Source organism: Luteibacter sp. GL_149 (genome assembly GCF_057834065.1).
Genome location: NZ_CM174395.1, coordinates 1,795,915 through 1,809,171 on the forward strand (window position 1 = coordinate 1,795,915; position 13,257 = coordinate 1,809,171).

Here is a 13,257-nt window from a genome sequence, read left to right on the forward strand (position 1 = left end):
AAAAAACGCCGGCGTGAGCCGGCGTTTTTTCTATCAGCGTGGACGCGGTGGCGGAGCCACCGGACGCGGCACGACGATCACGCGTGGACGGTACCAGAACGGATCGCCCCACGGACCATAGCCGTAGCCGCCCCACGACGGACCGAAGCCCGGACCCCAGAACGGGTCGTAAAAACCTGGCGGGTAGCGGGTCACCGGTACGCGCTTGGGCCACAGGTAGACGACATCGGCTTCGACGCGCGGATAGGCATAGTCGAAATCGCCGACTTTCTGCGACACCGCGCCATGCACCGTACCCGTGACGGTGATTTCGCGACCGCGGGTAAACACTTCCGGATCGTAGAAGCCGTCGCGGCAGGCCACGAAGCGGCCCTGGCTATCGGACTTGCTGGCGGTCGGACGCGCTTCGCTGTCCAGCGGTTCGGACAGGACGAAGAAGCAGGTCTGCTGCGGACCCGGTTCGGTCTTGATGATTTCGCCACCCCAGCGCACCTTCGCACCCGGCGCGCCACCCTGCTGGGCGCCCGCCGTGGAAACGTCGTTGAACTGGCCCTGCAGCGGCTGCGGCACCGTAGCGCATGCGCCAAGAGCCATGGTCGCCGCAACAATGGCCAACGGTTTGTACATCGACATGTGATTTCTCCCAGCGGAACCGCACCGGACATTACCGGCACTTCGATCTATTTGACCACGCGACGCGGTTTGAATTCCCTCACCTTACCGCCAAATTCGCGTAGCGGTTCAGGCGGCGGTTCGTCAAAGGCATAGCGTAACCGTATATACAGTCCGGCAAGCGCCTCCAGGGACGCCCGGTCGCCTGGCAGGGCCCTCGCGGCCCGCGCAAAATAATGACGCGGGCCTTCGTTACTCCGTCGTGCAACGCCAGCCCGGGCGAGTTTTGCCTCGAGACGGCGCATCCACGCATCCAATGCGTCGCCTTCGCGTGGCCGGAACAGCGCCCAGGTCAGTGCGACGACCACCAGCAATGCGCAACCTACCACCAGTATCAGCGAGAGCTTGCCCACGTCGGCGCGCGCGATGCCAAAGGGGCGCAGCAAGCCTTGCTGGCGTAGCGCGTCGAACCCGATAACGCCACGACCCCACCACTGGTTGACGATGTCCATGCGGTTGCGGAATTCGCGCAGCCATTGGCCGCTCAGGGAGTTTTCGCCGGGTTGCGAGGCGGCTGCGCCCAGCTGGCTGACGCGCTCCGGCCGCACCGCTCCGGTAGGGTCGTAGCGTACCCATCCGCGTCCGGCCAGCCAGATTTCGCTCCATGCGTGTGCATCGGACTGACGAACGAGCAGGTAGTTGCCAAGCGTATTCCAGTAACCGCCCTGGTAACCGGTGACGACGCGCGCGGGAATGCCCGCGGCGCGCATCAGGAAGGTAAAGGCGGACGCGTAGTGCTCGCAGTAGCCCTGGTGGGTATCGAACAGGAAGTCGTCGATGCGATCACGGCCCAGCGGAGGCGGGGCGAGCGTGTAACTGAAACCGCCGTCCCGGAAAAGTCCGAGCGCCGCGAGGGCGATCGAGCCATCGTCTTCGCCGAAACGTTCTCGCCACCCGGCTGCCAGCGCGCGCGCTTTCGGTCCGACGTCATCGGGCAATTGCAGAGCCATACGCCTTACCGACTCGTCCAGCTCGGGTTCGAAGTGGTAGCTGGTGGTCGAGGCGACGCGGTAACGAACGACCTCGTCGATGCGATTGTCCGCCGTCACCGTACGATCCGGCAGCATGCGGGACTTTTCCGGTGGCGCAACAGGCGCGTCGAGGGCGGGCATGGCGAATTCGTGCGTTGCCTCGAGCGCAATTTCATACGTGACGTTATCGCCCGGGACCAGGGTCGAAGGCGCACGCCGGTACGCTCCGCCGCCCGCGCGCCACTCCTTGCCGTCGAACATCCACAGAACGTAAGCCCTGAAATAGCGAGCCGGACGATCTGGCATCCTGCCGCCGTCGAAGGTCACGCGCATAGCGGGCGCGTCGTCGGTAAGCAGTTCGGTCATATCGCCGGGGGACATGCGGCTGGACAGGCCCGTGCGGGCCTGGTTGTTCGTTGGCGCGCCCCACAACGGCGACGAAAGACGAGGCACGAACAGAAAGGCGAACAACGCCAGCGGAATGGAAAGCGCCAGCATCAACAGCGGCGCAGGGAACTCGCCTGTCAGACGCGCCGGTTCGGGACGTGCATCCTCCAGCGAACGGAGCGTGGCCAGGGCGGGCAGCAACGCCAGCGCGACGAAGGCGGTCGCGAACATGCCCTGGTCGAACAGCAGGGCGCTCATCAGTGCGAAGCAGGCGAACGTCACGCCCACGCGCGCATCGCGGCGGTGTTCGCTCTCCAGCAGTTTCAGTACGAGCAGGCCGACGGCGAATGCGCTTCCCGGCTCGCGTCCGAAAATCGATCCGTACGTCGCGACGATCGAGGCGAGCAGCAGGGCGATCAGTGGGATCTTCAGCCATGCGGATACATTGCGCGTGTGCGTCCTGCGCTGGCGCCAGCGCATCGCGAGTATCGCCAGCAACGAAACGGTCAGCCACCAGGGCAGGTGCAGTGCATGGACCGCCACGACCGCCGCCATCGTCGCGCACAGGAGATCGAACGAACGTCCGCCAATGGGTGGATCGGAGGGCGAGACGCGACGCAGCGAGAATCGCGAACGTGTCATGGCTGCAACGCCAGCGCGGTCATGCAGCGATGGTAATGCTCGTCGCCCTGGGCGATGTCGAAGTAACGATCGGGCAATTGCAGGCTCCAGCGACGCCCGCCCTGATGGCCTTCGTCGATCCAGCGTGCCAGTCGCGAAATGCGCGATTCGGCATCGAGCCCGTGTATGTTGTCCCAGTCCAGCCGCCAGTCTTCCTTGGGCGCAGGCTGCTCCATGTCTTTCACCAGCAGATCGTGATGCCGGGCGCTGAGTTTCCATGCGATCTGCCTGCGCGGATCGCCGGGCCGGTAGTCGCGCAGCGAGGCCAGCTCGTCGCCCACGCGGGGGCGACCCCGGTCGGCATCGCCCTGAGGTTCGAACGGTGGGGGGCCAAACGCTTCGGGACGCGGATAAACCAATACCTGACGATCGGGGTTCAGCCAGCTCCATGCGCGGAACATGCCTAACGGCCAGGTCGTATAAATGCGCATGCGTGGCAGCGCGAGCCAGCCACGCATCTCCGTAAGAAGTTCGAATTCGGCTGTTGCGGCGCCATGCGCCGGTACCTGCAGTGCGAGCTGCTGTTCGTGCACGTCCAGGTGCACACCGGTCCTTGCCTCGTCGTTCGTGGAGATATCCAGCGACACGCGAATGGACGAACCGGCCACCGCGCTGTCCGCGCGCAATGTTCCGATGGTCAGGCCATTGAGCACGCGAAAGGCGACGAGCATGCTTCCGGCGCTGGCGGCGCCCAGCAGGCAGGTGAGGATCAGCGCGGCGTTGTTCGCATAGTTGAGCGCACCGACCAGCATCACGCACAACAACACGGCAAAGCCCAGGCCGAACCCGGTCGGGACGATATAGATGCGTCGGCGATTGAGCAGGATGGGCAGGGGCTCGCGCTGACGCATGCGCGTCAGCGAAGGCAGGCGCTTCTCGGCCAATGCGACAACGTGTCGCCAGTGACTGGCCAGCGTCATCAGGGCACCGGCACCTCGGCGAGGAGAGCGCGGGCAATGGCTTCGCGATGACTGCCCTTGCCGGGAACCAGGCGATGTGCGGCGACGCATACGAAGACGGTCTGGATGTCTTCGGGAATGACGTAGTCGCGGCCGCTGACCAGCGCCCAGGCGCGGGCCGCCGCTAGCAAGGCAAGGCCTGCGCGCGGCGATAGCCCCACGCGTACATCGCTGTGTTTGCGGCTGGCGGTGAGCAACGCCTGCAGATAGTCGAGCAGGGTGCTGCTGGCCTTCACCGCCTGCGCGGCGGCGTGCAGCGCGGCAATGGATGCGATATCCAGGCGCGGTTCAAGCGTCGCCATCAGATCCCGTCGATCGGCGCCGGTCAGCAGGGCGCGTTCGGCGGCGGGATCGGGGTAGTCGAGGGACAGCCGCAACATGAAGCGATCCAGTTGCGAATCCGGTAGCGGAAACGTACCGGCAAGATCGAGAGGGTTCTGGGTGGCCACCACGAAAAACGGTCGTGGCAGATCGTGGGTCTGGCCATCCACGGTCGTCTGGCCTTCGGCCATGGCTTCGAGCAGGGCGCTCTGGGTCTTGGGCGTGGCGCGATTGATTTCGTCGGCCAGCAGGAGGCTGGTGAAGATGGGGCCGGGGTGGAAGCGGAACTGTCCCGTCTCGCGCTCGTATACGCTGACCCCGATAATGTCCGACGGCAACAGGTCGCTGGTGAACTGAATCCGCTGGAATTCGAGGTCGAAGGTTGCCGCGAGCGCATGCGCCAGCGTGGTCTTGCCGACGCCGGGCACGTCTTCCAGCAGCAGATGACCGCCGGCGATCAGGCAGGTGAAGGCGAGCTTGACCTGCCGCGGTTTGCCCAGAAGGACGCCATTGACCTGCGCCAGCGCGCTTTCCAGTCGGTGGTGCAATGTTTCATCGCGAAGTGGAGTCGTTGCGGACATGATCGATGCGTGCGCCCCCTGGCCTGGATACAACAATGCGTGATCGGTCCAGTGTAGCGGCGGCCGTGCGAGTGTGGCGAGGTGCGTTCCTCGTTCTGTTCGTTCTGGTATCGCTCGCGAAGATCGCCATAGCGTGCCGCCTGTCACCGTTCGGCGACGAGGCGTTTTACTGGCAGGAAAGTCTTGCCCCCGCATGGGGCTATAGCGACCTTCCGCCCTTGACGGCATGGCTGATCCATCTCGGGGAGATGCTTGCCGGACACCATCTTTTCGGTATGCGTTTGCCGTTTCTGCTTATCGGTGCCGCGATTCCCTGGCAGGTGCGTGCGCTTGCGCTTCGTTACGCCGGGCAGGAACAGGGATGGCAGGCGGCGCTTGGCGCGCTGCTGCTTCCGCTGGCGGGCAGCCTTGGCGTGCTGGCGCTGCCCGATGTGCCGCTGACCTTCGGCATCCTGCTCGCCATGCAGGGTCTTTGCGCGGCGATGGACCGCGATCGCGCCCGCGACTGGCTGCTGTTGGGTATCGGTCTCGCGTTGTGCTGGGCCACTCACTATCGCGCCGCGATGCCGATGCTCGCGGGATTGATCATGCTCTGCGCCACGCCGCGCGGCAGGGCGCAATGGCGCAAGCCCGGTCTGTGGGGAGCGCTGCTGGTCGCTTCGATCGGACTGTTGCCGATCATCGTGTTCAACACCATCCAGCATGGTGTCGGGATCGGTTTTCAGGTGGTGGATCGCAATCCGTGGAGCTTCCAGCCGGGTGCGCTCATGCAGCCGCTGGAACAGGCGATGGCCTGTACCCCGCTGGCTTACGTCGTGTTGCTCTGGGCGGCCTGGCAGGGCTGGCGCCGTCGTTCGCACGCCGGGTGGGACGTGCTGGGAGTTGTTGGCGTCACCTTCATCGTCGCTTATTTCGTACTTGGGCTATTCGCCGACGATGTGCGATTCCGCGCGCACTGGCCGCTGCCGGGATACCTGGTGCTGATTGCCGCGCTGCCGATGCTGGCCGGGTCGATGTCGCGTACATGGCGGCGCGTTATCGCCGCCGCTTTCTTTGTTGCGGGCCTGGGTCTTGCGGCGGGACTCGGTTATCTCGGGCTGGCTGCGTCGACCGAAGGTCCGCGCGTATTGGCCGGTTATAAGGCGTTTCCGTCCAATTTCACGGGCTGGCGCGAGAGCGGCGTCGAAGCCGGAAAGCTGCTCGCGGTACGGCCGGATGCATTGCTGGTCGCCGACAATTTCATGCTGGGCGCCGAGCTGCGTTTCGCGCTTGGCGCGCAGCGGGTCGTCTACGTACTGGACAGTCCGTTCAACGACAAGCATGGCCGTGCGCCGCAACTCGCCATCTGGCGAAGGGACGAAGCGGCCTTGCTGGCGGATGCGCCCGGGCGCCACGTTCTGTTGGCCGTGGATGAAACCTCGATGCGTGAAGGTGCGAGGCGCGATTGGTTGGGTTCGCTGTGTTCGCGCGTGGCCTCGCCAGTTCTGGTGGCGCGGCTGGATCTGTTCGAGGGGCGGCGACGTTTCGCGTTCTACGATGCGACGGTGCCGTCTAGGGCCCTGCCGCCTATGGCAGCCGACGGTTGCGTCGTGTGGATGACTGCGTGGCGAGCGGGGATGTCGGACTGAAGGCGCCAGATACCTTCGGCTTTACTGTTGGCCTGTGGGAGCGCGCTTGCGCGCGAAAGCCCACGGAGCGGGGAATCCGTGGGTGGCATCCGCAGCCTGGATTTTGGGCTTGCGATGTGAGTATCGGGCTTCTTAGCTCCGTGGGCTTTCGCGCGCAGGCGCGCTCCCACAGGTGGGGCGTTGGTGGAACTTGCCGGTCAGGGCAGCACGACACCGGCTTCGCGCAGCAACCTCGCCGTCGCGATAAGCGGCAATCCGATCAGCGCCGTCGGATCGACGTTCTCGATACGCTCGAAAAGCGTGATGCCAAGACCTTCGCACTTGAAGCTGCCCGCACAATCCAGCGGGCGCTCGCGTTCGACATAGCGCGCGATATCGCTGTCCGACAGATGCCGGAAGACCACCCGGGTGTCGTCGACGGCGGTTCCGGCATATCCGGCGGGGCCGAGAACGCAGACCGCCGTATGGAACACGACCTCGCGTCCCGAACTGGCCCGCAACTGCTCGACGGCCCGTTCGGCGGTTCCTGGTTTATCCAGCACGCGTCCATCGAGATCGGCCACCTGATCCGAGCCGATGACAATGGCGTCGGGATGGATGGCGGCCGCCGCCTTCGCCTTGGCCAGCGCCAGACGCCGGGCGCGTTCGCGCGGCATTTCGTCGGGTAGCGGCGATTCGTCGGTGCCCGGCGCGGCCTGGATGAACTCGGGAAGGATGCGATGCAGCAGCTCGGCGCGGTAGCGCGACGTGGATGCAAGGAGCACCCGCGGGGTAGCGGTCATGCTAGAAATCCCGGTGAATGTGTTCGCGCACGGCGACGTCGAGGGCGTGCTGGGCGTCGTCCAGTGCCCGCAGACGCGGTTCCAGTTGCTGGCGGGCGCGGGCGAGGGCGTCCACCGCATCGTCGAGTTCGCGCTGGCTGGCATCCGGGGCCTTGTCGCGAATCCACAGGCGCTGCTGAAGCAGGGCGCGCAGCCCGGAATCCAGCGCGTGCTGGGCTTCGACCTCGCCCGCGGCGGGCAAGTCGGGACTGACCGACATCACCGCATGGGCCCGCTGGAGTCGCTCTCTGCAGTCCTTGAGATCGATTTCCAGGCGGTCGGCGTGATCGAGCAGATCCTGCAGGGCCCCGTGCCGGCGTCGCGAGCGGTGATGGGCGGCCAGCCAGGCGACCAGGCCGACAGCGAAGGCCACGAGCACCGCAAGTGCATAAATCGCATATGAAAACACTCGGGTGACTTCCCTCGGCAGGCACGATGCCGCACACTCGCTGATAGCGTGCCAGTCTGCCCGAAAGGGATCGGTTCAGGCAAAGAGGCTTCCCGAGCCCTTCGAACGGCCCTAACAAGTTGACTTCAGGGATGTTCATGCCTACCATTTCACGATTATGTCCGTGACACTGCCATCGTCCGTGGACGCTTGGCGCATGGTTTCGGCGCGGCGTTCGTTTTCCGGAATCCTTCCCGTCTCGGGTTTCCCCCGTCTCGGTGAGGTGATTGCGTCTCCGGAAGGCGATGTTAAGTACGAGCTGGAATTCGGTCGCGACGAGTTCAACGTCCGTTATGTCGCCGTCCGTATCGAGGCGCCGTTGACGTTGATCTGTCAGCGCTCGCTCGAGCCGTTCGTGATGACCGTCAATGTCGACACGCGTCTCGGACTGATCGTCAATGAAAATGAAGAATCCGGCCTTCCACCTGGTTACGAGCCATTGCTCGTCGAGGAAGACGGAAAGCTCGATCCGGTTACCGTGATCGAGGATGAATTGCTGTTGGTGCTGCCCCTGGTTCCGATTAACCCGGACGCCGAGCTGCCCGACGACATCGATGGAACCGACGAGGCCGAACTGGCTCCGTCGGATACGCGCCCAAACCCGTTCGCGATTCTGCGCGAACTCAAGAATCGTTAGATTTCGCTGGAGATTGAGTCATGGCAGTTGCCAAGAGCCGCAAAACCCCGTCCACCCGCGGCATGCGTCGTTCGCACGACGCGCTGCAAACCGTGCAGCTGTCGACCGATCCGACCAGCGGTGAAGTCCACCTGCGTCACCACGTGACGAAGGATGGCTATTACCGTGGTAAGAAGGTCATCGACACCCGCGGTGCGGTTGAAGTCGAGGATTGATCGCGAGCCTGCGACGATCGGATACGCAGGCGGCGCGGTAACGCGCCGTTTTGCGTTTGAGGGATTGAAGCTTTAGGCCCTGCGTCGCCGTCCTTTGCGTCCGCGGTGCAGGCATTCCGCCCATTCAGGGGGAAACGGTTCTGAAATACGCCCGCATCATCGGCACCGGCAGTGCGCTCCCCGAGCGCGTCGTCACCAATGCCGACCTCGAAAAGTTCGTCGACACGAGCGACGAGTGGATCCGTACGCGCACCGGTATCCGGGAGCGGCATATCGCCGCCGAAGGCGAAACCACCGGCGATCTGGCGTTTCTGGCCGCGCAACGCGCACTTGAAGCCGCTGGCGTCAAGGCGTCCGAGATCGACCTGATCGTCCTCGGTACGACCACTCCCGATATCATTTTTCCGTCCACCGCCTGCCTTATCCAGCATCGCCTGGGTGCCAACGGCTGCGCGGCGTTCGACGTCAATGCCGCCTGCTCCGGCTTTGTCTACGCACTGGGTGTCGCCAACAGCTTCATCCGTAGCGGGCAGTCGAAGAAGGCGCTGGTCGTCGGTGCCGAAACGCTGACGCGCATGGTCGACTGGACCGAGCGCGAGACCTGCGTCCTGTTCGGCGATGGCGCCGGTGCGGTGGTGCTCGAAGCCTCCGACGAGCCGGGCATCCTGGCAACGCGCCTGCATGCCGATGGCGGGTTCAAACACCTGCTGTTCAATCCGGTGGGTGTGTCGGCCGGTTTCAAGGACGAGCCGAACCATGGCGTCCGCATCAACATGAGCGGTCGCGAAGTGTTCAAGGTCGCTGTGAAGACGCTGGACTCCCTCGTGGAAGAGACGCTTGCGGCCGCGGGTATGCAGGAGTCGGAAATCGACTGGCTCATTCCGCATCAGGCCAACCTGCGCATCATCGAGGCGACGGCCAAGCGTCTGAACATGTCGATGGATCGCGTCATCGTCACCGTCGACAAGCATGCCAACACGTCCGCCGGTTCGGTGCCGCTGGCGCTGGATTACGCCGTGCGTTCGGGCAAGGTGCAGCGTGGCCAGAACCTGCTGCTGGAAGCATTCGGCGGCGGATTCACGTGGGCCTCGGCGCTTCTGCGTTACTAAATATGTACGACGAGACGGCGTCATAACCGTCTCATGCCGCATCGCGGTGCTATCGCGAAAACTCACTACGCCGCTCTGGGCCCCTGCCTGCGCAGGGGCGACGGTGAGGGTTGTTCGGGGTATCCGTAAACATCCACCACACGCTCACGAATGGTGACGACGCGCCACCATGCTGGCACCATTCGCGGTTTCCGCTCTCCAGCGACTGCCTAATGACCTCATCCGTTTCCTCGCTTGCCTTCGTATTTCCCGGCCAGGGTTCGCAGTCGGTCGGCATGCTTGCCGATCTCGCCGCGGCCCACGATGTGGTTCGCGCCACGTTCGACGAGGCCTCGAAGGGCGCGGGTGTCGACCTGTGGTCGATGAGTCAGGAAGGTCCCGAGGCCTCGCTCAACAGCACCGAGAACACGCAGCCGGCCTTGCTTGCCGCCAGCGTCGCCGTATGGCGCGTCTGGATGGCGACGGGCGGTGCGCGTCCAGCCCTCCTTTCCGGGCATAGCCTTGGTGAGTACAGCGCGTTGGTCTGTGCCGATGCGCTCTCGCTGCACGATGCCGCCGCGCTCGTGGCGGCGCGCGGCCGCCTGATGCAGGCCGCGGTGCCCCCGGGCATGGGTGCGATGGCGGCCATTCTTGGCGGCGACGATGCCCAGATTGCAGAGGTTTGCGCGGAAGTGGCGCAGGGGCAGGTCGTGGCTCCCGCCAACTACAATTCACCGGGTCAGCTGGTCATCGCCGGCGATGTCGACGCGGTGGATCGCGCGCTCGCACGTCTTGCCGAGCTGGGTGTGAAGAAAGCCGTCAAGCTCGCCGTCTCCGTGCCGTCGCACTGCGCATTGATGCGCGATGCGTCCGACGAGCTCGGCGAGCGCATGCGCTCCATCGCCTGGCAGCTGCCTTCGATTCCCGTCGTGCAGAATGCCGAAGCACGTATATACGGCAGCGTGGACGACATTCGCTCCGCGTTGCAGCGTCAGCTCTATCTTCCGGTTCGCTGGACCGAGTGCGTACAGGCGCTGGCCGCGGCTGGCATTACCCGTGCCGCCGAATGTGGTCCGGGGAAGGTCTTGTCGGGTCTGATCAAGCGCATCGACAAGTCCGTCGACGCGCGGCCGGTCGGATCGCCGGCGGAACTCGACGCCGCTCGTTCCGAATGGGCCGCCTGAGCGCGTCCTTCTCAATTAATCAGGAAGACACATGAGCTCTCTCAAGGGTGAAATCGCGCTCGTTACGGGCGCCAGTCGCGGCATCGGCGCGGCCATCGCGGAAACGCTCGCGGCGCAGGGCGCCACGGTGATCGGTACGGCGACCACCGAAAACGGTGCCGCCGCCATCGGCGAGCGTCTCGCGGCGAACGGCGGTCACGGCCGCGTGCTCGACGTGACCGACTCCGCTGCGATCGAGGCACTGATCGACGGTATCGCGAAAGAGTTCGGCAGCGTGTCGATCCTGGTCAACAACGCGGGCATTACGCGCGACCAGTTGCTGATGCGCATGAAGGAAGACGACTGGAACGCGATCATCGAGACGAACCTGACCTCGGTCTTCCGTACGTCCAAAGCGGTGATGCGCGGCATGATGAAGGCGCGCAAGGGCCGGATCATCTCCATTGCGTCGGTCGTCGGCCTGATCGGCAATCCGGGGCAGGCGAACTACGCCGCCGCGAAGGCGGGCATCATTGCCTTCTCCAAATCGCTGGCCCGCGAAATCGGCTCGCGCAACATCACCGTCAACGTGGTGGCCCCGGGCTTCATCGATACCGACATGACCCGTGCGCTGCCCGAAGAGCAGCGCGCGGCGCTGCTGGGCCAGATTGCCCTTGGCACATTGGGTGAGGCGCAGGATATTGCCGAGGCGGTGGCCTTCCTGGCGTCGCCGGCGGCCAAGTACATCACGGGCGAGACAATGCACGTGAACGGCGGCATGTACATGCCGTAAAAGCCGTGGGTTGGCGCCGGGTGGGCCGGACGACAGGTTCGTTCAGGTTTGCCGGGGGTAGTCGCCAGCCGCCCGGTTTTAGGAGACAATCGTCATTTCGCGTCGACCCGATGGTCGGGGCGGTTACTTTGGATCGGTGGCGTTGGCGGCCTTTACGGTTAGCCACTACAATGCCGCCGGCTTTTCCCCTCGGGAGGTATTTGCAACATGAGCACCATCGAAGAACGCGTCAAGAAAATCGTCGTCGAGCAGCTGGGCGTCAAGGATGAAGAGGTCACGACGAACGCATCGTTCGTGGACGATCTGGGCGCAGATTCGCTGGACACCGTCGAGCTGGTCATGGCGCTCGAGGAAGAGTTCGAATGCGAAATCCCGGATGAAGAAGCCGAGAAGATCACCACGGTCCAGCAGGCCGTCGATTACGTCAAGGCTCACGTCAAGGCCTAAGGGCTGATGCCCTCCTGGGAATCGGACTGGCGTGGCCGGTTTCGATTCCTCAGCGACACGGAAGCTGCGCCATAAGGCGCAGTTTTCGTTTCTGCAAACTGTAACCTGCGCTCGCGTATGGTTACCGAGTGACTAGGAAGGATTTAGACGCATGAGCAAACGACGTGTGGTAGTGACCGGCATGGGTATCGTGTCGCCGGTCGGCAACGATGTCGCCACCGCCTGGAAGAACGTCGTCAATGGCGTCAGTGGCATCGGCCCTGTCACCGCTTTCGACGCCAGCGCGTACGCTACCCGCATTGCGGGCGAGGTACAGGGATTCGATCCCGTGACAGCTTATTTTCAGGGCGTGAACGCTCCCGAGGATGAGCAGCGCTCGATTGGCAAAGATTTCAAGCGGATGGATCCATTCATCCATTACGGCATCGTCGCGGGTACGCATGCGTTCCGTCAGTCGGGTCTGGTGGTGACGGACGAGAACGCCGGTCGCATCGGTGTGGCCGCGGGCGCCGGTATCGGCGGCCTGCACACCATCGAAGCCACGGCGATCGAGCTGGCCGAAAAGGGCCCGCGCAAGGTTTCGCCGTTCTATGTGCCGAGTTCGATCATCAACATGATCGCCGGCAACCTGTCGATTTATCACGGGATGAAGGGGCCGAACATCGCACTCGTCTCGGCATGCACCACGGCCGCGCACAACATCGGCATGGCTATGCGTCTGATCCAGTACGGCGACGCCGATGCGATGCTCGCGGGCGGTGCCGAATTCGCGACCACGCCGACGGCAATGGCGGGCTTCTGCTCGGCCAAGGCGATGTCGACGCGCAACGACGATCCCAAGCATGCCAGCCGTCCGTGGGATACCGGCCGCGACGGTTTCCTGCTGTCCAACGGCGCCGGCATGCTCATGCTCGAAGAATATGAGTTCGCCAAGGCACGCGGTGCCAACATCCTCGCCGAGATCATCGGCTTCGGTATGAGCGGCGACGCGTATCACATCACCGCTCCGAGCGGCGACGGTGCGGAACTGGCCATGCGTAACGCCCTGCACGATGCGCATCTCGATGCGTCCGGCGTGCAGTATGTGAACGCCCACGGCACGTCCACGCCGGTCGGCGATCGTGGCGAAGCGCGCGCGATCGCCCATGTCTTCGGCGATCACGCCAAGACAAAAGATGGTCTCAAGGTCAGCTCGACCAAGTCGGTCACGGGGCACCTGCTCGGTGCGGCGGGTGGCGTCGAGGCGATCTTCTCGGTGATGGCTCTGCGCGACGGCGTGATTCCGCCGACGATGAACCTCGTCGACGTCGATCCCGAAGTGGCGGTGCTCGGCCTCGATCTGGTGCCCAACGAAGCGCGGCAGGCGAAGCTCGACGTCGTCGTATCGAACTCGTTCGGTTTCGGCGGCACCAACGGAACGCTCGCGTTCAAGCGCGTCTGATCGA

Annotated in this window: 14 protein-coding genes; 8 read left to right on the top strand and 6 right to left on the bottom strand. The window is 64.3% G+C overall.

Annotation, left to right across the window (positions count from 1 at the left end; all coding sequences use genetic code 11):
* Window positions 1-33: 33 nt before the first annotated feature.
* Genes AC3IR3_RS08200 through AC3IR3_RS08215 form a run of 4 tightly spaced genes read right to left on the bottom strand, consistent with a single transcriptional unit; the run spans window position 34 to window position 4,572 of the window.
* Window positions 34-633, bottom strand: coding sequence for a Slp family lipoprotein (locus tag AC3IR3_RS08200; protein WP_132141459.1), 600 nt, complete (start codon window positions 631-633; stop codon window positions 34-36).
* Window positions 634-680: 47 nt separating this feature from the next.
* On the bottom strand, window positions 681-2,672 hold the full coding sequence (locus AC3IR3_RS08205) for a transglutaminase TgpA family protein (protein WP_489196418.1): 1,992 nt from the start codon (window positions 2,670-2,672) through the stop codon (window positions 681-683).
* Window positions 2,669-3,631, bottom strand: coding sequence for a DUF58 domain-containing protein (locus AC3IR3_RS08210; protein ID WP_489196419.1), 963 nt, complete (start codon window positions 3,629-3,631; stop codon window positions 2,669-2,671). Before AC3IR3_RS08210 ends, AC3IR3_RS08205 begins: the two co-directional genes overlap by 4 nt.
* Window positions 3,631-4,572, bottom strand: a complete 942-nt coding sequence (locus AC3IR3_RS08215) for an AAA family ATPase (protein WP_489196420.1) — start codon at window positions 4,570-4,572, stop codon at window positions 3,631-3,633. The genes AC3IR3_RS08210 and AC3IR3_RS08215 overlap by 1 nt, the downstream gene beginning before the upstream one ends.
* Window positions 4,573-4,607: 35 nt before the next feature.
* On the opposite strand from AC3IR3_RS08215, the gene AC3IR3_RS08220 reads away from it, so the two are divergent.
* Window positions 4,608-6,200 (top strand): ArnT family glycosyltransferase, encoded by a 1,593-nt coding sequence (locus tag AC3IR3_RS08220; RefSeq protein WP_489196421.1) that lies wholly within the window; start codon window positions 4,608-4,610, stop codon window positions 6,198-6,200.
* A gap of 197 nt (window positions 6,201-6,397) precedes the next feature.
* Here the strand turns inward: AC3IR3_RS08220 and AC3IR3_RS08225 are convergent, their stop codons facing one another.
* Both AC3IR3_RS08225 and AC3IR3_RS08230 read right to left on the bottom strand, forming a co-directional pair.
* A complete protein-coding gene (locus AC3IR3_RS08225) occupies window positions 6,398-6,982 on the bottom strand; it encodes a Maf family protein (protein ID WP_489196422.1) in 585 nt (194 codons plus the stop codon).
* 1 nt (window position 6,983) lies between these two features.
* A complete protein-coding gene (locus tag AC3IR3_RS08230; protein ID WP_489196423.1) occupies window positions 6,984-7,430 on the bottom strand; it encodes a hypothetical protein in 447 nt (148 codons plus the stop codon).
* A gap of 157 nt (window positions 7,431-7,587) precedes the next feature.
* Between AC3IR3_RS08230 and AC3IR3_RS08235 the strand changes: the two genes are divergently transcribed.
* The 7 genes from AC3IR3_RS08235 to fabF all read left to right on the top strand — a co-directional run bounded on the left by AC3IR3_RS08235 (window position 7,588) and on the right by fabF (window position 13,253).
* A complete protein-coding gene (locus AC3IR3_RS08235) occupies window positions 7,588-8,106 on the top strand; it encodes a YceD family protein (protein WP_489196424.1) in 519 nt (172 codons plus the stop codon).
* A gap of 20 nt (window positions 8,107-8,126) precedes the next feature.
* Window positions 8,127-8,321: a 50S ribosomal protein L32 gene (rpmF, locus tag AC3IR3_RS08240; RefSeq protein WP_132141465.1), complete on the top strand. Its 195-nt coding sequence runs from the start codon at window positions 8,127-8,129 to the stop codon at window positions 8,319-8,321.
* Between the two features lie 140 nt (window positions 8,322-8,461).
* Window positions 8,462-9,430 (top strand): beta-ketoacyl-ACP synthase III, encoded by a 969-nt coding sequence (locus AC3IR3_RS08245; protein WP_132141466.1) that lies wholly within the window; start codon window positions 8,462-8,464, stop codon window positions 9,428-9,430.
* A gap of 212 nt (window positions 9,431-9,642) precedes the next feature.
* Window positions 9,643-10,593, top strand: coding sequence for an ACP S-malonyltransferase (gene fabD, locus AC3IR3_RS08250; RefSeq protein WP_489196425.1), 951 nt, complete (start codon window positions 9,643-9,645; stop codon window positions 10,591-10,593).
* A 31-nt stretch (window positions 10,594-10,624) separates the two neighbouring features.
* On the top strand, window positions 10,625-11,365 hold the full coding sequence (fabG, locus tag AC3IR3_RS08255; RefSeq protein ID WP_489196426.1) for a 3-oxoacyl-ACP reductase FabG: 741 nt from the start codon (window positions 10,625-10,627) through the stop codon (window positions 11,363-11,365).
* 207 nt (window positions 11,366-11,572) lie between these two features.
* Window positions 11,573-11,812, top strand: coding sequence for an acyl carrier protein (acpP, locus tag AC3IR3_RS08260; RefSeq protein ID WP_489196427.1), 240 nt, complete (start codon window positions 11,573-11,575; stop codon window positions 11,810-11,812).
* A gap of 151 nt (window positions 11,813-11,963) precedes the next feature.
* Window positions 11,964-13,253 carry a beta-ketoacyl-ACP synthase II gene (fabF, locus tag AC3IR3_RS08265; protein ID WP_489196428.1) on the top strand — a complete coding sequence of 430 codons (1,290 nt, stop codon included), beginning with the start codon at window positions 11,964-11,966 and terminating at the stop codon, window positions 13,251-13,253.
* Window positions 13,254-13,257 lie beyond the last annotated feature (4 nt).